The organism is Actinosynnema mirum DSM 43827 (assembly GCF_000023245.1).
Lineage (GTDB): Bacteria > Actinomycetota > Actinomycetes > Mycobacteriales > Pseudonocardiaceae > Actinosynnema > Actinosynnema mirum.
This window is the reverse complement of sequence record NC_013093.1, coordinates 1,773,091-1,792,757: the sequence shown is the minus strand read 5'-3', so window position 1 is coordinate 1,792,757 and position 19,667 is coordinate 1,773,091. Positions and strand designations below refer to the sequence as shown.

The following is a 19,667-nucleotide window of genomic DNA, read 5'->3' as shown; positions in this document are numbered from 1 at the left end:
GCCCGCAGGCTGCGGCTCGTGAGCACCACCGTCGGCCACATCCGAGGCATCGTCACCCTCGACACCAGCGGCATGAAGGCCAAGGCCGCCGAGGCCAAGGCCGAAGCGCGCGCGCTCAAGCAGGACGTCGAGCGGCAGAAGCCCACGATCGACGCGAACACCGCGCCGTTCCTCGCCGCCGTCGCGCGCGCTGACGCAGCCGCGACGGCAGCGAACGAGCGCGCCTCAGCACGGGTCGGCACCCTCGAAGCCAAGATCGCCAAGGCCGCGACCTCGCAGGAGACCGCGCTCGGCAAGGTCCGGATCGCGCAGGCGGCGCTCGATGATCTCCAGAACCGGGCCGTCGACGAACCCGTCTCAGTCGACAAGATCGAAGCCGCCGAGCAGAAGCTCTCGTCCGCGCTGCGCGCGCACGGCAACGCCGTGTCCACCAGCGAGCGGCTGACCCACGAGCTGGCCCAGACCCGCGCCCGCGCCGCCGACCAGGCCATGGCCGCCGCCTCCAAGGAGAAGGCCGCTGCCGCCTCGCTGGTGCAGGCCGCCGAGGCAGTGGCAGCCGCCCACGCGCGGGCTGCAGGAGTCCCCACCCCGCAGCAGGTCGTCACACCACCGACGAGCGCGCCCACCGAAGCGCTGCCCGCCGCTGTCCCCGCGCGTCCTGACACCGGCGCGCTCGAAGCGAAGATCAGCAGGTCGGCGGACGCGCAGGCGAACGCCCTCGGCAAGGTCCGCGTCGCCGAAGCCGAACTGAGCGCGCTGCGCGGGCGCTACATGAACCAGCAGGTCCCGCACGCCACGCTCGTCGCCGGGGAGGAGAAGCTCGCCGCCGCGAAACGCCAGCACGCCAGCGCCTCCAAGACCACCGCCACCCTTGAAGCCGACCTCGAACGCGTCCGCGCCGAGGCCGCTCGGCAGGCGGAGGAGAACGCCGCGCAGGAGGCGGCGGCTGCGGCAGCAGCGAAGAAGGCCGCGCAGGAGGCGGCAGCGGCGAAGGTCAAGGCGGCCGAGGAGGCAACCGCCGCCGAGAAGAAGGCCGCAGAGGACGCGCGCCGGGCCGCCGAGGAAACGGCCGCCGCGAAGCAGCGCGCCGCCGAGCAGGCGCGGGAGTTCGCCGCCGCCCAGGAGAAGGCCGCGAAGCAGGCCGTCGACGGCGGCACCCGGCTCGCCGCCGCCCGCGACGCCGAGCAGCGCGCCGCGCAGGCGGTGGCGCGGGCAGAGCGCGACCTCGCCGCGGTGCGGGCGGACGCGGGCGCCAGCGCGGACCGGATCGCGGCGGCCGAGGAGAAGGTCACGGCGGCGGTCCGGCAGGCGGCGCTGGCGAAGCAGCGTGCTGCCGACGTGGTCAAGGCGGAGGCGGACGCGCGCACGCGGGCGGCGGAGATGGTCGCTGCCGCCGAGGAGAAGGCTGCTGCGGCTGCGGAGAAGGCCGGGGAGAAGGCCGCGCAGGAGGCTGACAAGGCGGCGGAGGCTGAGGAGGACGCGGCCAACCGTCGGGTCGCGTCGCTCGCGAAGATCGCGGGCGGGTACACGGCGCTCGGAGCGGTCGGTCTGGTGGCGGGCACGGTGGCTGCCGCTGGTGTGGCTCTGCTGCCGATCGCGATGGGGGTGGCGGCCGGGGCGCTGCTGAAGGGGGAGGCGCAGGTCTCCGACGCGTGGGGTGGGCTGGCGTCGAAGGTTGTCACCGAGTCGAAGCGCATGGCGAAGCCGCTCACGGGCGACATGGTGAACGTGGCCGGGCAGTTCGCACTGTCCTGGCAGAAGATGCGCTACTCGGTGGACGGCATGTTCCGGGAGTCCGCGCCATCGATCCGGCAGCTCTCGCAGGGGATCTCGGAGTTCGCGGAGAACGCGGTGCCGGGGATGGCCACCGCGGTCAGCCGCAGCGAGCCCGCGATGATCGGCTTCCGGGGGATGCTCGGCGACCTCGGCGCGGGGGTCGGCGACCTGTTCGAGAACGTCTCCGAGGACACCCACTCGACCGGGCGGGTGCTCGACAGCTTCGGCGGGGTGGCGCGCAGCGCGCTCGGCGGGACGGGCACCCTGCTGTCGCAGCTAACCAGCAGCTTTGCCCCGTACTCGGCGCAGTTCGAGTCGCTGGTGGCGCTGGCTCTCCGGCTGGTCACGCAGTTGTCCGGGGGCGCGCTGCCGGAGCTGATGGCTGCGGGGGGCATGACGATGCAGGTGCTGGCCGGGCTGCTCGACGTGATCGAGCCGATCGCGCCCGAGCTGGGCAAGGGCATCGGGATCGTCCTGAGCGCGGCGGCGGCGTGGAAGGTGTACCAGGCCGCGATCACGTTGGTCACGAAGCTCAACCCGGCGCCGCTGATCGCGAAGGCCGGGGAGGCGCTGTCGAATTTCAGCGGTGGGGCGGACAGGGCAGCGAAGGGGGCTGCCGGGGCCGAGAAGTCGGTGGGTGCGCTGAGCCGTGCGATGTCGCCGCTCGGCGTAGCGATTGGTCTGATCGGGATAGCCGTGGCCGGGTACGCGCTGGCCCAGCAGGAAGCTACTGAGTTCGGAGATCAGTACACCCAGGGGCTTGCCAAGGGTGGAGATGCCGCGAAGGGGGCGGTGGACAAGTACCGGGAAGCGTTGTTGGAGATGCGTCGCCTGAAGGAAATTCAGGATTCCATCAATTCTGGCAGCGCCGAAAAAGAGTTCAAGGTCGGCCCGGAATCGTTCTTCAAGAAGGTCAATCTTTGGGAAAGCGAGGACGATCTTCCAGATTCGATCGGGAACCTTTACGACGCTCCCGGCAAGATTAAAGAAGCCAAAGAGGAATGGGATAAATACCTCGAATCCGTCGGCCCTGTCGAGCGGGCTCAGGCTGAACTGAACCTGGCGGTCGCCGAGTTCGGGCCTACCTCGATCCAGGCTCAGACGGCTGGCGCGAAGTTGACCGCCGAGCAGCGCTCCCTTGCCGAGTCGCAGCGACAGGCCGCACTCGCCGCCATGTCGCATAACGACAAGCTGATCCAGCAGATGGGGTTCATGCTCGCTGCTGCCGGCGCGAGCAACGCGTACGACGCCGCGCTCCTCGGCTTGGAGGGCGCGGAGAAGGCTGTGGGCGAAGCGGTCAAGCAGCATGGCGCGAACAGCTTGGAAGCACGCCAGGCGAACAACGCGTACGAGGCTCAGCTGATCAGCGTCATCAACGCGATCGGCCAGAAGACCCTGGCCGAGAACGCCAACGAGGAGGCGTCCGTCGCCTCAGAGCGCGCGATGGAGGCGCAGTACCGCGAAATCATCCGCCTTGCCGGGGCAGCAGGGCAGAACGCGCCGGACGCCCTCAAGAAGATGATTTCCCAGATGGACGTCAGCAAGCTCTCCGCCATGGGCGTAACCGTCAGCGTCAACGAGGCCGGACAGGCTGTTTACCGGCTGCCGAACGGCAAGACGATCAAGATTGACGGATTGAACCAGGCTGCCCTTGACGCGATTGAGGCAGTCAACCGGAAAGAATTGAAAGACAAGACCATGTACATCAACGCCGTCATGCGCATGGACGACCGGGTCGCGCAGACGTACGGCGACTCCGGCCGCAACAAGGGCGGCTGGGTGCCCGGCAGCGGGCCGGACCGCGACAGCGTGTGGATCCACGCCACCCCCGGCGAGTACGTCGTCAACCGCCGCGCGTCCCGGAAGCACGCCCGCGTGCTGGAGATGATCAACGCGGCAGGGGGCGGGGACGTCACGCTGCCGCAGTCCTCGATCGCGGGCACCGAGATCCCCGAACCTCGGATGCCCGGCCTGCCCGCACAGGCCATCCGCCAAGCCGCAGCCGCGCGCTCGGCGAGCAGCACGTCCAGCACGACCCCGGCCCCCGCAGCGCAGCACCGCAGCACGCACATCACGCTGAACGCGGTGCCCGGCATCTCGACGATGCAGCAGCTCGAAGACATGCAGCACGAACTGGAGGTTCTGGGCCGTGGGTAGGCAGTTGACGTGGATCTCCGGGGCCAGCGCGCTCGGCGGCAGCACGAGCACGGTGCTGACCGACCGGGCCGCCGGGCACCGCGTCCTCAAGGGCGTGAAGAACCTCAACGTCGCCGGGGTCGAGTACCTGACGACCGAGGTGCCCGGCCTCGACGGCACCCAGGTCACCGACCTGTTCGCGCCGCCGCGCGTGGTGCAGCTGCCGATGGAGGTCCACGGCGCGACCCGCATGCAGTTCCTCGCCCGCCTGCGCGCGCTGGAGCTGGCGCTCGACCCCGCCGTGCCGGGCGAGCTGGAGCTGATGCAGGCGGACGGGCGCCGGTTCCGGTTGCGGGCGCGGTACCTGCGCGGGCTGGAGGGCAGCGAGGACCAGGACGAGGGCGGCGACGGACGCTGGGCGCGGTTCGTCCTCAGCCTGTACGTCGAGGACCCGTGGTGGTACGCCGCCGAGCCGATCCGCGTGCCCTTCTCGTACAGCGCGGGGGGCACGTTCTTCCCGATCCTGCCCCTCGTCCTCTCCAGCTCCAGCATCAACGGCGCGGCCACGTTGTCCAACCCCGGCACCGTCCCCTCCTGGCCGGTGTGGACCGCCACCGCACCCGGCTCCGCACTCACCATCGCCAACTCCCGCACCGGCCAGCAGATCAGCGTCAACGGCGTCATCCCCGCCGGACGCACCCTCACCATCGACACCCGGCTAGGCGCCGCGCGCGTGCAGCTGGACGACGGCACGGACTGGTGGCCGCAGCTGACCGGCACCCCGGTGTTCTGGCCGGTACCGCCGGGCGAAACGCCGATCAGCGTCGCGCTGGTCGCGGCCGGGCCGGGCTCGGAGGTCGTCTGCACGTGGACCCCCAGGTACAGGAGCGCGACGTGACCCCGCAGGTGTGGATGATCGACCCGACCGGCGCCCGCCGCGGGCTGCTGACCTACAGCAGCCTCACCGCGGTCGAGCGGTGGCTCGGGGTCGGGACCTACCGGGTCGCCGCGCCCCTGACCCAGCAGTCGGTGATGGCGGCAGCGGCTGGGTGGCGGTTGGCCATCGTGGGCGGGGACGGGCGGCCGGTGATGGCGGGGCCGGTGGTGGAGCCGGAGGTGTCGTACGGGCAGGACTCGGGTGGCCGGGTGGTGCCGACCGTGGTGTACGCGGGCGAGGACGACATGTGCTGGCTGCGCGACCGCGCCGCGAGGCCGGTCCCGCTGAACACCCTGGCCACGCAGACCGAGGCGTACGACGTGCGGGTCGGCCAGGCCAGCGGGGTGATCCGGCAGTACGTCGAGCTCAACGCGGGGCCGAGCGCGCGCCCGGAGCGCCGCGTGCCGGGGCTGACGCTGGACCTGGACTCCGACCCCGGCGCGGGCGGCGTCGTGACCGGGCGCGCGCGGTTCCAGTCGGTGCTGGAGCTGTGCGCCGGGCTCGCGGACGGCGCGGGCATCGGGTTCCGGGTGATCAGCGACGCAAGCGCCACGAAGCGCTTTCAGGTCGTGGTCCCTCGCGACCTGCGCGGCCCAGCCAGGTTCAGCATCGGCTTGCGCAACATCAACATGCTGAAGTGGAGGCTCCGCGCCCCGAAGGCGACGCACGTCGTCGGCGGCGGACGCGGCGAGGAGGAGGCGCGGGAGTTCATCGAGGCCGCGAACGAGGAGCAGGGCTTGGGCTGGGGACGCAGGGAGGACTTCTTCGACTTCCGGTCGGCCAGCTCGGAGGACTCGTCGGCAGAGCTGGCCGAGGGCACGACCCGGAAGCTCGGGGAGTCGTCGGCGACGGCGCAGGTGCAGTGGGTGCCGGTCGACACCACCGCGCTGCGCTACGGGCGGGACTACGGCCTCGGCGACCTCGTCACGATCGACGTGTTCGGCGGCGTGCTGCAGGTGCAGGCGGCGATCCGGGAGGTCGAGCATCGGGTGACGCGGCAGGACGGGTACCGGGTGCTGCCGCGCGCGGGCGACATCGGCGCGTCCGGGACGAGCTTGCAGCGGTCCATCGTGGACGCGCTCACGTCGCGGGTGTCGAACCTGGAACGCACGAGGTGACAGCGCCCGCTCAGGCTGCGAGGCATGGTTGATCAGTCGTGGCCCTGGGACGGGCAGCCGACCTACCAGGACAGATGGCGGGCGCTCTCACGCGCATGGACCCGCTCAGGGCTCGTCGCCGGCACCGGGCTGCCCGCGCTGGGGAGCGGGCTGCAGTTCACGCTCCCGACCGGCGTCGAGTACCTGATCGGTGGGTTCCTCTACACGAACATCACCAGCCAGCGCGTGGTGGCCGGACCGACGAACATCAACTCGTTGCCGCGCTTCCACCGGCTGGTGATGCGCCGCGACTTCGACAGCAAGTCGATCACCCCGGTGGTGCTGGAGGGGGCTGCTTCGGCGTCGCCGGTGCTGCCCGCGCTGACCGCGACGGCCGCGGTGGTGGACTACCCGGTGGCGTACGCGATCTGCCCCGGCTCGGCGTCGGCGCAGAACTACACCGGGTTCGTGATCGACGCGCCGTTCGCGGACTACCAGCCCGCGCTCCACACCCCGAACATCACCGCCGAACTGCGCCGCTCGGACGGCGCGATGGTGATCAACGGCGGCGACGGGTTCACGGCCCTGAAGGTCTTCGGCTCCCGGTCAGAGGGCTATCAGCGGCTCGCGGACACCCCCTGGTCCGACGTGTACGGGGGCAACGGGTTCGAGTACGCCAGCGCCATGCACGGCTGGTGGGAGCTGGAGGCGGTCTTCCCGACCGCCTACAACGGCTCGTACGCGGGCGGCTCGACCAGGTACATGATCCTGGAGGCGCAGCAGACCCGCGCCGACCTCGGCGTCGTCACCAAGCCGTTCATGCCGGACACCGCGGCGCAGGGCTTCGGGATGACCGGAGGCCGGATCAGGCTCTACGTCCCGCCCGGCGACCAGTTCCGAGTCCGGTTCCGGCTCTACTCCAACAACAGCGCGGACGGCACGATCCGTAGCGACGGCAGCATCACCGCCCGCTGGGACCGGTTCGACTAGCAGACTGGCGGGGGCGTCCCCCGGCGTCACGACCGCCGGGGGCCACCACCACCACTCAGCCGAGCTGGTCGGCCTTCACCGCACGCAACAGCGCCGCCAGCGCTCCCGGCTCGACCGCAAGCTGCGGACCGCCGGGGTTCTTGCTGTCCCGGACCGCCGCCAGGTCGCCGCGGACCTCTACGCAGTTCCCGCTGGACGCGTTGCTGCGCGTGCTCTTACGCCACGTGGGGTGCATAGGCGCACCTCCATTTTCTCGTCGACCTTCACCAGTGCTCGGCAACCCTAACCAGCAGCGCGCGGGACGCCGCCGGGCTCGCCGCCGAGGCGACGAGGTCGCTGAACACAGCGCGGTATCGGTCGATCTCCGACCGCGACTTGAGGTGCGACCCACCCCGGTCGTTCTCCAAGTAGACCGTCGACAACGTCGGTTCGGAATCGAACTCCAGCACGGTGAACGCCGAGCCCATGACCGGATGGGCGCCCGCGCTGAACAGCAGCACCTGCAGCGTCACGTGCTCGGCGTCGGCCATCGCGATCAGGTGCTCCAACTGCTCGCGCCACGCGCTCGGCCCGCCGACCGGGCGGCACGTCACGGCCTCGTTCAGCACGAAGTGCAGGCGCGGCGTGCGCCCGTCGCTCGCGAGGTGCTGCTGCCGGGCAAGCCTCAGCTCGACCGACCTCTTCACCTCGTCGTCGCCCATCTCCGGGTGCGCGCGGCGGGTGATTGCCTCGACGTAGGCCGCGGTCTGCAACAGGCCGGGGACCAGCTCGCCTTCGTAGGTGAGGAGGGAGTCGGCTGCGCCTTCCAGACCGAGGAACGTCCGGAACCACTCGGGTGCGCCGTAGTCGCTCCACCAGTCGCCAGCGGCGGCGGCACGTGCGAGCTCGACCAGGTCCTCGGTGACTTCCGGGCTTGCACCGCAGAGCTGGAGGATCGAGCGGACCTGCGCGACCTTCGTTGCCTGCCTGCCGTTGAGGATCTTCGACACCGTGGCCTGGCTGACGGCGAGGTAGGAGGCCACGTCGGCGGGGGTGCGTTCGGCGACGGCCATCAGCTCTCGGAGCCGTCGTCCCAGCTGCCCGCGCGAGATCGTCGGACTCGGCCTGCCGCCACCCACATGGACCTCCAGCCCTGTCACTCGTGTTGCTCACAGTCTGCCCGGTCGTCACCCCACGTCACAGGCGGGTCACCCGTCTGCGGCATCGCGTAGACGAAATTCGTCCAGTAAATTCGTCCACGCCGGATGGGTTGCTGTGCAGCACCCCGACTGGCACCCGCCCCGGAGCCGACCTTCACCAGTCACAGCTTCGGGGCGGGCCGTTCAACCCCCTGGGGCAGCGTTCGGTAAGGGGTTGAGCGGGGGCCGGAGGCGGGCCCGCGCCACGACAACGGATGCGGGCCCGCCCCAACACCAGCACGGGGGTCTTCATGACCGGCGGACTAATCGCACTCGCAGTCTGGGCCGCAGGGCTCACAGCTGTCATCGTCGCCGGATGCCGCATCCGGCTCACCCCCCACAAGCAGCCGCCCGGCAGCGCTGCAACGCGTCCCCCAACCGCCGGGCGGCCCCACACCGTGGCGGAGGCCCCAGGGCCCCGAACCGGGGCCTCCGCCACGCCCCACCAGGACGCGGCATGACCGCGCCCGCCCGCCTGCTCACCGGCCCCGACGCGCTCCGCTTGCTGGCCGAGATCCGCGACGCCATGCGCACCGCCCTCCGCGAGATCGAGACCCTCCTGCGGCGCGGGGACGTGAACGCGGCGGACGAGTACCTGGAGATGGTGCTTCACACCAGCGGCGAGTGGGCGCACGACCGGCTGCTGCACGCGATCGCTCAGCGCCGGGGGATGCCGTCGTGGCGGACGTACCGGTGACCCCGGTCGCGCAGATCCTCGCCCGCGCCGCCGAGGAGGGCTGGCCGACCGGCATGTACGACGAGCGCGTCCGGCCACGCGCCGAGCCACCCGCCGAGCCAGCCGCCGAGGAACCCGCCCCCGACCCTGAGCCGGACGCGGGCCCATGGTGCCGCCTGACGGGTGACCTCGGTACCCCCGTGTGGCGGTCGCAGGAGTGACCGAAATGGCCGGAAGCTCACGTATCTGCGGGTCAACAGCCCGCTCTGTGCACGTATGGGGGACCACCACATGAGCGAGCAGGTGACCTGGCGCACCTCAACAGGCGACGGCGCGCAGCACGCCTACCTGACCCCCAACGTCGTCGACAACCCCGCCCCGTACGCCCGGACCCTCTGCGGCCTCGACACCGCCCGCTGGCTCCTCACCGAGGACACCGCGCTCCGCTGCCTCGCCTGCACCTTCGCCGCCCGAAGCGCCGACCTCAACTAGCCTTCCGGGCCCGCCGCGCCGCCGCGGACTTCGCCGCCAGACCGAGGTAGTACGCCCGCTTCGCGCTCTCCGCCCGCCGCGACCGCTCCCCCACCGGCAACACGCCGTCTGGGTCCACCTGCCGCTCGAACCGGGCCATCTGCGCCGCGCGCGCGGGCGCCGTCCGGGCTGCCGCGTCGGCGGTGTTGGCCCATGAGGTGTGCGCTGCCATCCGGGCGCGGAGGGAGCGCTGCGCCGGGGTCATCGTCGTCTCCATGCCCCGAGCACAGCGCTCCCGTGTCACCCGCCTACGGGCGCGCCGGCACGCCACCGATGGGCAGCTCGGCGGTCACGTAGACCGCGCCGACCTTCGACAGCGGGTCGTGCCGCGTCCATGCCCGCCAGCTCGACGTCTCGTGCACGTCCAGCACCGACCGCAGCACCGTCACCGTCGCCGCGGTCTCCTCCCGCGTTCCGGTCACCCTGATCTTCACAGCTCCCCCTCCTCGTCCGCCTGCGCAGTCTCGCCGGGGATCGGCGTCCCCGGTAGCCACTGCCGCTGCACCGCTGGCAGCGCCGACCCCAAAGCCGCGATCGCGACCTGGCGGACGTGCTCGTCCCAGACCTCCGGAGCCACGTACCCGAGCTGGCTCGCGGGCCAGTCGCGGCGGGCGGCGGCGAGCAGCGCCTCGTGGATGACCGGGGTCATCCCGGCGATCGCCGCCGTGAACGTCTCGTTCGTCAACTGCACCTGCACGTCGCTCACAGCCTGTCCCCCATCGCCATCTTCTGGTGCGCCTGGATGGCGCGTTCGTCGGCCGCGCTGGCCCCGTAGACCTGGAGCATGGCGCGGGTGGACCAGCCCATCAGGCGCATGAGGTCCGTCTCCGAGCCGCCGTTCCGCAGCCAGTTGTGCGAGAACGTGTGCCGGAACAGGTGCGCATGGATCCTCGGTCCGACCGCGTCGGCCCGCCGCCGGAACATCGACTTCACGGCGCTCACGGTCAGCGGCGTGGGCGCCCCCTTGGGCAGGTTCTCAGGCAGCCACAGCGCGGCGCTCTCCCGGCCCGCCAGGTGCCGCTCGCGGGCCCGCAGGTACCGGGTGACCGCCTGCCCCGTCTTCGCCGCGAACGGCAGGCTCCTGTGCTTGCCGCCCTTGCCGCGGACGTGGAGCACGTCGAGCTTCAGGTCGAGGTCCCCGAGGCCGGCGTTGACGACCTCGGCGAGGCGACCGCCGGTCTCGAAGTAGAGGCGCACGAGGGCGAAGTCCCGGCGGCTGCGGTAGTCCTTGCCTTCCAGAGCGGCCAGGAACGCGGCGATCTGCTCGTCGGGGATGACCCGGCGCTGCTTCTCGTCGACCTTAGGCTGGCGCATCTTGGCCATCGGGTGGTGATCGAGTTCTTCCTCCTCGGCGATGTAGTTGAAGAACTGCTGCAGGGCCTTGAACTTCGACTTGGCCGAGGCGGCCGAGCGGGTGTCGGTCATCCAGATGACGAACGCCTCGACGTGCGGGCGCCGGACGGCGATCGGGTCCTTGGCGGCCTCGGCGGTGTTGGGTGGCCGGGTGTCGAAGTCGAGGGCGAGTTCGTGCAGGAGGTAGTCCGCGAGCTGGGTCACGGCGAGCTGGTAGTTGTAGCGGGTCGTGCGCGGGTGGTTCTTGGCGCGCAGCGAGCGGTCCCAGTCGTCGAGCCAGGTGGACCACTGCGCGGCGGTGGGGCGGGGAAGGCGTTCAGGTGGCATGTCTCCTACCGTCAGGTCAAGGTGTCACCAAGCGCTGTGCTTGACCTGAGAGCAGGACCGCGTACAACAAAAAGAGGGCCTTCGCAGTATCTGACCTGCGAAGACCCTCTAGACCGTCGGGACGACAGGATTTGAACCTGCGACCCCTTGACCCCCAGTCAAGTGCGCTACCAAACTGCGCCACGTCCCGGCCGCAACCCGTTCTCGCTGGGTGCCTGTATAGCTTAGCGCATCCCGAAACCCCCTTTTCACGGGGGTCCCCAACCGCTCCCACCTGCGGTTATGCCGTCTCCCGGCCGATCGGCGCCCTCCGGGCCCCACCGGCCCTCGGGGCGGTCGTGGGGAGGTTTGCGCGGACTTCGAAGCCGCCCTGGGGGGTTGGGGTTGCGGTCAGGGTGCCGCCCAGGAGGGCTACCCGTTCGGACAGGCCGTGTAGGCCTTGGCCTCCTGGCGGGGGTGGGGAGGGTGCGGGGTGTGGGGGTGGGGCGTTCAGGACTTGGACCACCAGGGTTCCTGAGCGCTCTGCCAGGAGGACGCGGATCTGGGCCCCTGGGGCGTGCTTGGTGGCGTTTGTCAGGGACTCCTGGACCAGCCTGAACACGGCGCGGCTTGTCGACGGGGGCAGTGGGGTTGTCGTGCGGTCGGTCAGGGTTATCCGGGCGCCGGTTGCGGTGGCTCTGGCCACCAAGGTCGGGAGGTCGTGGTGGGTGTTGGGGGTGGGGGCGGCGTTCAGGAGGCCCAGGGTTGCGCGCATTTCCGTCAGGGACGCCTTTGCCAGGGCGCGTAGGCGGGTTGCGGCTGCTCTGGTTTCCGGGTCCGGGGTGGTTGCGGAGAGGGCCGCAGCCTCTACGGCCATCAAGGTGGCGTGGTGGCCCACCACGTCGTGGATCTCCCTGGCTATCCTTGCCCGCTCGGCCGCCCTGGCGCCCTCCTCCCGCGCGGCCAGCTCTGCGGTTCTCGCCCTTCGGGCCTCGGACAGGGTCGCGGTCAGCTCTTGGCGCATCCTGAGCAGCGCGCCCAGGGCTGTGGGCATCACGGCCATGAAAAGGGTGAACGCATAGGTCAGGACGGCTTGGGTGACGGGCAGGGATTGGGTGACCACGGAGGTCGTTGCCGCTGCCGCGGAGCTCACCACCACCCACGTGGCGGCCGGTCCGGGGCGGTCGTGGCGGCCTACGCGGTAGAGGGCCACCACAGCGGGGGGCCAGCCCAGGCCGCCCGCCAGGGCGGGCAGGCAGGCGTAGGGGGCGGCCTTGTGGAACGGGAGGGCGGCGCAGGCCAGGAGAGCCAGGGGCTCGGACCAGGAGTAGGGGCCTGCGTCCACCAGGAGGACCAGGGCAGCTGCGGCTGCGGGTGGCGCCAGGGAGCGGGCGGTCAGGGGTGGGGTCACCACGTCCGGCCTACCTGGTGGGCCGCCAAGGCCGCCTGCACGCGGTTCTCCACGCCCAGCTTCATCAGCACCGTGCTGACGTACGACTTGACCGTCGCCTCGCTCAGGCCCAGCTCCGTCGCGATCGCCGCGTTCGGCAGGCCGTCCGACAGCAGCTCCAGGACTTGGCGCTCCCTGGTGCTCAGCGCGTCCAGCTGGGGGTTCGGGCGCAGCAGCCTGCCCGCCCTCAACCTCGGCAGCAGCCTCGCCGCGATCCTGGGGTCCAGGACCGCGCCCCCCGCCGCCAGGTCCAGCACGGCCCTGACCAGGGCCTCCGGCTCCGCGTCCTTGAGCAGGAAGCCCTGGGCGCCCACGTCCAGGGCCGTCGCCACGTAGTCGTCCAGGTCGAACGTGGTCAGCACCGCCACGGCGGGCGGGTCCGGGCGGCCCAGGAGGACGCGCAGGGCGGACAGGCCGTCCGTCCCCGGCATCTGCACGTCCACGAGCGCCACGTCCGGGGCGGTGGCGCGGACCGCGGACAGCAGGGCCGCGCCGTCACCCGCCTCGGCGACGACCTCGACCCGGCCGTCCGCCTCCAGGAGGACCCTCAACCCCCGGCGGAGCTGCGGCTCGTCGTCCGCGAGGACCAATCGCACCGGCACAGCGCAAAGGCAACCTCATTGCGCCGTTCGGGGCAACCGGATCACTTCTTGGCGCGCTTCTCCCGCTTCTCGCGCACCCGCACCGACACCCGGACCGGGCTGCCCTCGAAGCCGAACTCCTCGCGGAGCTTGCGCTCGATGTACCTGCGGTAGCCCGCCTCCAGGAAACCGGTCGTGAACAGCACGAACGTCGGCGGCCTTGTGGCCGCCTGGGTGGCGAACAGGACCTTCGGCTGCTTGCCGCCGCGCACCGGCGGCGGGGTCGCGGCGATCAGGTCGGTCAGCCACGAGTTCAGCCGTCCGGTGGGCACGCGGGTGTCCCAGGAGTCCAGCGCGGTGCGCAGGGCCGGCGCGATCTTGCGCACGGAGCGGCCGGTCAGGGCCGAGATGTTCACGCGCTCGGCCCACGGCACGCGCACCAGGCCGCGCTCCAGCTCGCGGACCATGGCGTTGCGGCGGTCCTCGTCGACCAGGTCCCACTTGTTGAACGCCAGCACGCACGCGCGCCCGGACTCCACGACCATGGTCAGCACCCGCAGGTCCTGCTCGCTGATCGGCTCGCCCGCGTCCAGCAGCACGACCGCGACCTCGGCGGACTCGATGGCCGCCTTGGTGCGCAGCGACGCGTAGTACTCGGCGCCGCTGGCGAAGTTGACCCGCTTGCGCAGGCCCGCGGTGTCGACGAAGCGCCACACCTCGTCGTCCAGCTCGACCAGCGAGTCGACCGGGTCGACGGTGGTGCCCGCGACCGAGTCGACCACCGAGCGGTTCTCGCCGGTGAGGCGGTTGAGCAGGCTCGACTTGCCCACGTTCGGGCGGCCGACGAGCGCGACGCGGCGGGGGCCGCCGGTGTTCGCGCCGAACGTGTCGCGCGGGGTCTCCGGGAGGACCTCCAGGATCTTGTCGAGCACGTCGCCCGAGCCCCGGCCGTGCAGGCCGGACACCGGCATCGGCTCGCCAAGGCCCAGCGACCACAGGGAGGCGACCTCGGCCATCAGCCGCTCGTCGTCGACCTTGTTGGCCACCAGCAGCACCGGCGCCTTGGAGCGCCGCAGCACCTTCGCGACGGCCTCGTCGGTGGTGGTGGCGCCCACGGACGCGTCGACCACCAGCAGCACCGCGTCGGCGGTCTGCATGGCCAGCTCGGCCTGCGCCGCGACGGAGGCCATCATGCCGGTGGCGTCGGGCTCCCAGCCGCCGGTGTCGACCACGGTGAACTTCCGGCCGTTCCACAGGGCGTCGTAGGCGACGCGGTCCCTGGTCACGCCGGGCACGTCCTGCACGACCGCCTCGCGGCGGCCGATGATGCGGTTGACCAGGGTCGACTTGCCCACGTTGGGGCGGCCGACGATGGCCAGCACCGGCTGGGCCGGGGTGGCCTCGTCAGCGCCCTCCGACTCGTCGTCGAAGGCGGTCCAGTCGGACTCGTCCGTCCACGTGCCGTCCAAGTCCGTCATCGTGCTTCTCCATTGCCTCGTCTGGTGTCGAGCTCGGCCACCAGCGCCACGAGGCGGTCGCGGACCTGCTCGGTTGCCTCGGCCAGGCCCTGCCTGCCCTTGGCGGTGGACGCCTCGAACGGCTCGCCCACCAGGATGTCGACCACGGGCAGGAACCGGCGGCGGGAGCCCTCCGGCCTGCGCGCGCCGCGCACCGCCATGGGGACGATGAGCGCCCCGGAGGTGCGGGCGAGCCACGCGGCGCCCTGCTGCGCGCTGGCCATGTCGCCGTCGCCCCTGGTGCCCTCGGGGAACACGCCGAGCGTGCCACCCGCCTTGAGCACCTTCTGCGCCGCGATCAGGGTCGCGCGGTCGGGTTCGCCGCGCTTGACGCCCAGCTGGCCCGCGCTGCGCAGGTACGCGCCCACCAGGCCCTTGAACATCTCGTTCTTGATCAGGAAGACCATGCGGCGCGGCATCTTGATGACGCCGAAGATCAGCGGGCCGTCCACGAAGGAGCTGTGGTTGGCCACGACGACGATGCCGCCGGTGGTGGGGATGCGCTCCAGGTTGTGCGCGCGCACCCGGTAGGGGAAGGCGAAGAAGCGCCTGCCGAGCCAGCGGGCGAACGTGTGGCCGAGGTCGGTGGCGCCCTCGGGCAGCTGGGTCGCGTAGGAGAGCTTGACGCTCTTCTTGCGCAGCTTGGGGAACTCCGCGACGCGCGCGGGGGCGGCCCCGGCGCTCTCGGGGGTCCCCTCGGGACCGCGGTCGGTGCGCTCGCTCATCCCGTCACCCGCTCGTGGCGAAGCCCGCGCTCCTCGACCATGGCCAGCAGCGCGTCGAGCGTGCCCGCCAGGTCGAGCGGGGTGGTGTCCAGCTCGACGGCGTCGGCGGCCGGGCGCAGCGGGGACACCTGGCGGGTCGAGTCGTAGTCGTCCCGCCGTGTCACGTCCGCGAGTGTCCGCTCCACCGTCGTCGCCCGCCCCGAGTCGTTGTCCTGCTTGGTGCGGCGGCGCGCGCGGGCCTCGGCGTCGGCGGTCAGGTAGACCTTGAGCGGCGCGTCGGGGGCGACGACGGTGCCGATGTCGCGGCCCTCCACGACGATGCCGCCCGCCTGCTCGACCGCCTCGGCGATGATCCGCCGCTGCTCGGCCACCAGCAGCTCGCGCACGCCCGCGGTCGCGGAGACCGGGGACACCGCGAGGGTGACCTCGGGGCCCCGGATCTCGGCGCCGACGTCGACGCCGTCGAGCCGGGTGGTCGAGTTCGCCGGGTCGGTGCTCTGCACGAGCAGCGCGCGGCGCGCGGTCCCGGTCACCGCCACCGGGTCGTGGGGGTCGACGCCCGCGCGCAGCACGGCCAGCGCGGCCGCCCGGTACATGGCGCCCGTGTCCAGGTAGCGAGCCCCCAGGAGTGCGGCCAGTCCGCGCGCGGCTGAGGACTTGCCGGTGCCGGAAGGCCCGTCCAGGGCCACCACGCCACGCAGCTCACCGTGTCCCACCGCAGGTTCCTCCAAGCCGAGCCGCTGATCCGAGCAGAAGTCTGATTCGGCTCATTGTGCCCGGTGTGCGGGGTCACCTTCGAATCGCCCTGGTCAGGGGTCCGGGAACGGGTGGGGGCGGCGGGAAGCACCTGATCACCGGTGGTGACCGGGCGGGTGGCGGGCGCGGGTCCGCGGTGGCGCCGCGGGCGGTGGCGGGCGGAATCCGCGCGCGGCGGCGAGGGCGGCCATTCCGGGGGTCGGCGGGCTCACCCGCGCGGTGGTGGAGAACTGCTCGCCGAAACGGGTGGAAAAGGGCGTTCCGGGATGAATCCCCGAGCCCCGCGCGTTGGGATCCAGCGAGCCCGCCCACAACCGGGGGGCTCGGCGAAAAGTCCGTTTGGTCCCCAAGGCCCGAAAAGCCCGCGACCTGCGGCGATCGTCCCGCCCGACCTTCAGCGAACAGCAAGGTTCGCCCGTTTCACGCGGTCCGCGCAGCTTGTACCGTGCGGTCGCGCCGGGAACCGGAAGATGCTCTGAACGGCCCAGCGCCGCGCACCCGCGGCGACCACCGTCCCCCGTCCGCCCACCTCCCGCAGCGGGGGCACAATCGCGGTTTCCCGGTTTCCGCGAAAGAGCCCCAGCGGGAACCAACCCGAAAGGCAGGAAGCAGTCCGTGAACGTCGAAGTAACCCCCCTTCCGGGGATCGGCACCCGTCAGGACTTCATGATCCGCGCCGGGCGTCGGATGGGGGTGATCACGTACCGCGACGGCCGCTTCGAGCTGATCATCTCGAAGGAGGAGGACGCGGACGCGTGCTCCGCCTCCATAGCGCTCACGCCCGCCGAGGCGGGCACGCTCGCCAGCCTGCTCGGCGCGCCCGGCCTGGTCGCGCACCTGGAGCACCAGCACAAGGACGTGGCGGGCATCACCACGCGCCAGTTCCCGATCGTGCCGGGCTCCCGGTACGACGGCGAGACGCTGGCCGCCACCGAGCTGCGCACCCGCACGGGCGCGTCGGTCGTGGCCGTGGTCCGCTCCGGCAACGCGCACCCCTCGCCCCGCCCCGACTTCGTGTTCGAGGGCGGTGACCTGGTGGTCGTCGTCGGCACCTCCGAGGGCCTCGCCTCGACAGCCGACGTCCTGGGCGGTGGCTGAGCCAGGTGCACAACACGGCCATCTCCCTCATCCAGCTGGGCGCGATCTTCTTCGGGCTCGGCGTCCTCGGCAGGCTCGCCTGGAAGATCGGCATCTCGCCGATCCCGCTCTACCTGATCGGTGGGCTGGCCTTCGGGGAAGGCGGCCTGGTGCCGCTGCACGGCATCGAGGAGTTCACGCACATCGCCAGCGAGATCGGCGTGATCCTCCTGCTCCTGCTGCTGGGCCTGGAGTACTCGGCGAGCGAGCTGATGACCGGGCTCAAGCGGTCGTGGACGGCGGGCGTGGTGGACATCGTCCTCAACGCCACGCCGGGCGCGGTCGTGGGCCTGCTGCTGGGCTGGGGCCCGGTGGGCGCGCTGGCGATGGCGGGCGTCACCTACATCTCGTCGTCCGGCATCATCGCGAAGGTCCTCGGCGACCTCGGCAGGCTCGGCAACCGGGAGACGCCGGTGATCCTGTCGGTCCTGGTGTTCGAGGACCTGGCGATGGCGCTGTACCTGCCGATCCTGACCACGGTCCTGGCGGGCGTGAGCTTCGTCAGCGGCCTGACGGCGGTGGGCATCTCGCTGGCCGCGATCACCGTGGTGCTCGTGGTGGCGCTGAAGTACGGCCGCTACGTGTCCGCCGTGGTGGACAGCCCGGACCCCGAGGTGTTCCTGCTCAAGGTGCTGGGCGCCGCGCTGCTCGTGGCGGGCATCGCCTCGCAGCTGCAGGTGTCGGCGGCGGTGGGCGCGTTCCTGCTCGGCATCGCGATCTCCGGCTCCACGGCGGAGAACGCGACGCGGATGCTGGAACCGCTGCGGGACCTGTTCGCCGCGATGTTCTTCGTGGTGTTCGGCCTCAACACCGAGCCGTCGTCGATCCCGCCGGTGCTGGCGCTCGCGCTGGGGCTGGCCGCCGTCACGACCGTCACGAAGGTCATGACCGGCGCGTGGGCGGCGAAGCGGCAGGGCATCGGTCCGATGGGCCGGGCCAGAGCCGGGGCGGCGCTGGTGGCGCGCGGCGAGTTCTCCATCGTCATCGCCAGCCTGACCGTCGCGTCCGGCGCGGTGGACGGGGAGCTGGCCGCGCTGGCGACCGCCTACGTGCTGCTGATGGCGGTCTTCGGACCGGTCGCGGCGCGCGTGGTCGAACCGGTGGCGCGGATGGTCCAAAAGCGTGGTGCTGTGACGGCATCCGCTTAAGGCGGTATCCCGGGGCGTTCGGGGCGTTCGACTATGGCGTCGCGCGGACGTGATTCCGCTCCCAGCGGGCACGTCCGCGCGGCAGCCGACCGCCGCCTCACCCCGAAGGGGTCGCCATGCCTGAGACATCGGAGTCGGGAAGCACCACGACCGGCCGCTACCTCGTCCTGCTGGACGAGGGCTCGGTGGCCGCGGGAGCGCAGGAGATGCAGCGGGTCGCGGGTCTCACCGCGGCCAGCACGGCGGACTCGCCGACGAGCGAGCAGCTCGCCGCGGCCGACGGGCTGATCTTCCAGGACCTCGGGGTGGCCGTGGTGACGGCCGTGCCCGACCAGGTCGACCGGCTGGTCCGCGCCGCCGAGGCCTCCGGGCCGATCGCGGTGGTCGAGCCGGAGCGGATCGTGCAGGCCTACATCACCCTCGAGGAGGACGGGAACGTCGCCGAGGACGGGACCGCCGCCGTCGACGAGTCGGCGTTCACCTGGGGGCTCCAGGCGACCGGCGCGGTCAAGAGCGAGGCCACCGGCAAGGGCGTGCGGGTCGCGGTGCTGGACACCGGGTTCACCACCGCGCACGGCGACTTCGCCGGGCGGACCGTCGTGACGAACTCGTTCATCACCGGGGAGAGCGTCGAGGACGCGCACGGGCACGGGACGCACTGCATCGGCACGTCCTGCGGTCCGCGCACGCCCGCGCTCGGCGGGCCGGGCTACGGGATCGCCCACGAGGCGGAGATCTACGCGGGCAAGGTGCTGTCGAACGCCGGGTTCGGCTCGGACGGCGGCATCCTCGCGGGCATCGCCTGGGCGGTGGCCAACGGGTGCGCGGTGGTGTCCATGTCGCTGGGCGCCGGGGTGCGGCCGGGGACGCCGTACTCGCAGGTGTTCGAGCAGGCCGCGCAGCGCGCGATCGCCAAGGGCACGGTGATCATCGCGGCGGCGGGCAACGAGAGCGGGCGACCGGGCCGGATCAACCCCGTGGGGCACCCGGCGAACTGCCCGACGATCCTGGCGGTCGGCGCGGTGGACGTGAAGCACGTCGTCGCGGACTTCTCCTGCGGGTCGGTGGACCCGCACGGTCAGGTCGACCTGGTCGGGCCGGGGGTGGACGTGCTGTCCTCCTGGAACGGCTCGGGCGGCGGGGCGTGGACGAAGCGGCTGCGCGGGACCAGCATGGCGACCCCGCACGTGGCGGGCGTCGCGGCGCTGATCGCGCAGAAGCACAACGCGCGCGGCTGGGAGCTGTGGGCCAGGCTCGCGCAGTCCGGGCTGCGGCTGCCGGTGTCCTCCACGGACGTCGGCGTCGGGCTGGTGCAGGCGCTCTGACGAGGGGGCGCGTTCCGCCCGCGCCCCGGTGACGGGGTCGTGAGCTGT

Annotated in this window: 21 protein-coding genes and 1 tRNA gene; 10 read left to right on the top strand and 12 right to left on the bottom strand. The window is 71.9% G+C overall.

All coding sequences use genetic code 11. The features are described 5' to 3' along the window. Positions 1 to 18: 18 nt before the first annotated feature. From AMIR_RS35405 to AMIR_RS40055, 4 genes are read left to right on the top strand one after another with little or no spacing between them, the layout of a single operon-like run. Entirely contained in the window at positions 19 to 3,933 is a 3,915-nt protein-coding gene (locus AMIR_RS35405) for a hypothetical protein (RefSeq protein WP_015800469.1), read from the top strand. Beyond that, positions 3,926 to 4,810, top strand: a complete 885-nt coding sequence (locus AMIR_RS08190; protein ID WP_015800468.1) for a phage distal tail protein — start codon at positions 3,926 to 3,928, stop codon at positions 4,808 to 4,810. The genes AMIR_RS35405 and AMIR_RS08190 overlap by 8 nt, the downstream gene beginning before the upstream one ends. After that, on the top strand, positions 4,780 to 5,967 hold the full coding sequence (locus AMIR_RS35400; protein ID WP_015800467.1) for a siphovirus ReqiPepy6 Gp37-like family protein: 1,188 nt from the start codon (positions 4,780 to 4,782) through the stop codon (positions 5,965 to 5,967). The genes AMIR_RS08190 and AMIR_RS35400 overlap by 31 nt, the downstream gene beginning before the upstream one ends. A 24-nt stretch (positions 5,968 to 5,991) precedes the next feature. Then, positions 5,992 to 6,936 (top strand): hypothetical protein, encoded by a 945-nt coding sequence (locus tag AMIR_RS40055; RefSeq protein ID WP_015800466.1) that lies wholly within the window; start codon positions 5,992 to 5,994, stop codon positions 6,934 to 6,936. A gap of 55 nt (positions 6,937 to 6,991) precedes the next feature. On the opposite strand, the gene AMIR_RS08175 is transcribed toward AMIR_RS40055, so the two are convergent. Both AMIR_RS08175 and AMIR_RS08170 read right to left on the bottom strand, forming a co-directional pair. Next, on the bottom strand, positions 6,992 to 7,171 hold the full coding sequence (locus AMIR_RS08175) for a DUF397 domain-containing protein (RefSeq protein WP_015800465.1): 180 nt from the start codon (positions 7,169 to 7,171) through the stop codon (positions 6,992 to 6,994). A gap of 28 nt (positions 7,172 to 7,199) precedes the next feature. After that, positions 7,200 to 8,054: a helix-turn-helix domain-containing protein gene (locus AMIR_RS08170; RefSeq protein WP_041836644.1), complete on the bottom strand. Its 855-nt coding sequence runs from the start codon at positions 8,052 to 8,054 to the stop codon at positions 7,200 to 7,202. 517 nt (positions 8,055 to 8,571) lie between these two features. Between AMIR_RS08170 and AMIR_RS08165 the strand changes: the two genes are divergently transcribed. The 3 genes from AMIR_RS08165 to AMIR_RS08155 all read left to right on the top strand — a co-directional run bounded on the left by AMIR_RS08165 (position 8,572) and on the right by AMIR_RS08155 (position 9,282). Then, the gene (locus tag AMIR_RS08165) at positions 8,572 to 8,811 is read left to right on the top strand and encodes a hypothetical protein (protein WP_015800463.1); all 240 of its coding nucleotides are present in this window, start codon (positions 8,572 to 8,574) and stop codon (positions 8,809 to 8,811) included. Continuing rightward, the gene (locus tag AMIR_RS08160; protein ID WP_041836643.1) at positions 8,793 to 9,011 is read left to right on the top strand and encodes a hypothetical protein; all 219 of its coding nucleotides are present in this window, start codon (positions 8,793 to 8,795) and stop codon (positions 9,009 to 9,011) included. Before AMIR_RS08165 ends, AMIR_RS08160 begins: the two co-directional genes overlap by 19 nt. A 70-nt stretch (positions 9,012 to 9,081) precedes the next feature. After that, entirely contained in the window at positions 9,082 to 9,282 is a 201-nt protein-coding gene (locus AMIR_RS08155) for a hypothetical protein (RefSeq protein WP_015800461.1), read from the top strand. On the opposite strand, the gene AMIR_RS08150 is transcribed toward AMIR_RS08155, so the two are convergent. From AMIR_RS08150 to cmk, 10 genes are all read right to left on the bottom strand, one after another. Continuing rightward, positions 9,275 to 9,538, bottom strand: coding sequence for a hypothetical protein (locus tag AMIR_RS08150; protein WP_245554594.1), 264 nt, complete (start codon positions 9,536 to 9,538; stop codon positions 9,275 to 9,277). The genes AMIR_RS08155 and AMIR_RS08150 overlap by 8 nt on opposite strands. A gap of 31 nt (positions 9,539 to 9,569) precedes the next feature. After that, the gene (locus tag AMIR_RS08145; RefSeq protein WP_015800459.1) at positions 9,570 to 9,755 is read right to left on the bottom strand and encodes a hypothetical protein; all 186 of its coding nucleotides are present in this window, start codon (positions 9,753 to 9,755) and stop codon (positions 9,570 to 9,572) included. Further along, positions 9,752 to 10,027: a hypothetical protein gene (locus AMIR_RS08140; RefSeq protein ID WP_015800458.1), complete on the bottom strand. Its 276-nt coding sequence runs from the start codon at positions 10,025 to 10,027 to the stop codon at positions 9,752 to 9,754. Before AMIR_RS08140 ends, AMIR_RS08145 begins: the two co-directional genes overlap by 4 nt. Further along, positions 10,024 to 11,001: a tyrosine-type recombinase/integrase gene (locus tag AMIR_RS08135; RefSeq protein ID WP_015800457.1), complete on the bottom strand. Its 978-nt coding sequence runs from the start codon at positions 10,999 to 11,001 to the stop codon at positions 10,024 to 10,026. Before AMIR_RS08135 ends, AMIR_RS08140 begins: the two co-directional genes overlap by 4 nt. 116 nt (positions 11,002 to 11,117) lie before the next feature. Beyond that, a tRNA-Pro gene (locus AMIR_RS08130) sits at positions 11,118 to 11,191 on the bottom strand. A gap of 90 nt (positions 11,192 to 11,281) precedes the next feature. Beyond that, the gene (locus AMIR_RS41570) at positions 11,282 to 11,857 is read right to left on the bottom strand and encodes a sensor histidine kinase (protein WP_245554640.1); all 576 of its coding nucleotides are present in this window, start codon (positions 11,855 to 11,857) and stop codon (positions 11,282 to 11,284) included. Positions 11,858 to 12,387: 530 nt separating this feature from the next. After that, positions 12,388 to 13,032, bottom strand: coding sequence for a response regulator (locus tag AMIR_RS08120; RefSeq protein ID WP_015800455.1), 645 nt, complete (start codon positions 13,030 to 13,032; stop codon positions 12,388 to 12,390). Between the two features lie 41 nt (positions 13,033 to 13,073). Then, on the bottom strand, positions 13,074 to 14,489 hold the full coding sequence (gene der / locus AMIR_RS08115; RefSeq protein ID WP_015800454.1) for a ribosome biogenesis GTPase Der: 1,416 nt from the start codon (positions 14,487 to 14,489) through the stop codon (positions 13,074 to 13,076). Next, positions 14,486 to 15,253, bottom strand: coding sequence for a lysophospholipid acyltransferase family protein (locus AMIR_RS08110; protein WP_015800453.1), 768 nt, complete (start codon positions 15,251 to 15,253; stop codon positions 14,486 to 14,488). Before AMIR_RS08110 ends, der begins: the two co-directional genes overlap by 4 nt. Further along, positions 15,250 to 15,969, bottom strand: a complete 720-nt coding sequence (gene cmk, locus AMIR_RS08105; protein ID WP_015800452.1) for a (d)CMP kinase — start codon at positions 15,967 to 15,969, stop codon at positions 15,250 to 15,252. The genes AMIR_RS08110 and cmk overlap by 4 nt, the downstream gene beginning before the upstream one ends. A 655-nt stretch (positions 15,970 to 16,624) precedes the next feature. On the opposite strand from cmk, the gene AMIR_RS08100 reads away from it, so the two are divergent. The 3 genes from AMIR_RS08100 to AMIR_RS08090 all read left to right on the top strand — a co-directional run bounded on the left by AMIR_RS08100 (position 16,625) and on the right by AMIR_RS08090 (position 19,619). Next, on the top strand, positions 16,625 to 17,107 hold the full coding sequence (locus tag AMIR_RS08100; RefSeq protein ID WP_015800451.1) for a cation:proton antiporter regulatory subunit: 483 nt from the start codon (positions 16,625 to 16,627) through the stop codon (positions 17,105 to 17,107). Between the two features lie 5 nt (positions 17,108 to 17,112). Next, positions 17,113 to 18,294, top strand: coding sequence for a cation:proton antiporter (locus tag AMIR_RS08095; protein WP_015800450.1), 1,182 nt, complete (start codon positions 17,113 to 17,115; stop codon positions 18,292 to 18,294). A 116-nt stretch (positions 18,295 to 18,410) separates the two neighbouring features. After that, positions 18,411 to 19,619, top strand: a complete 1,209-nt coding sequence (locus tag AMIR_RS08090; protein ID WP_015800449.1) for a S8 family serine peptidase — start codon at positions 18,411 to 18,413, stop codon at positions 19,617 to 19,619. Positions 19,620 to 19,667: the final 48 nt, after the last annotated feature.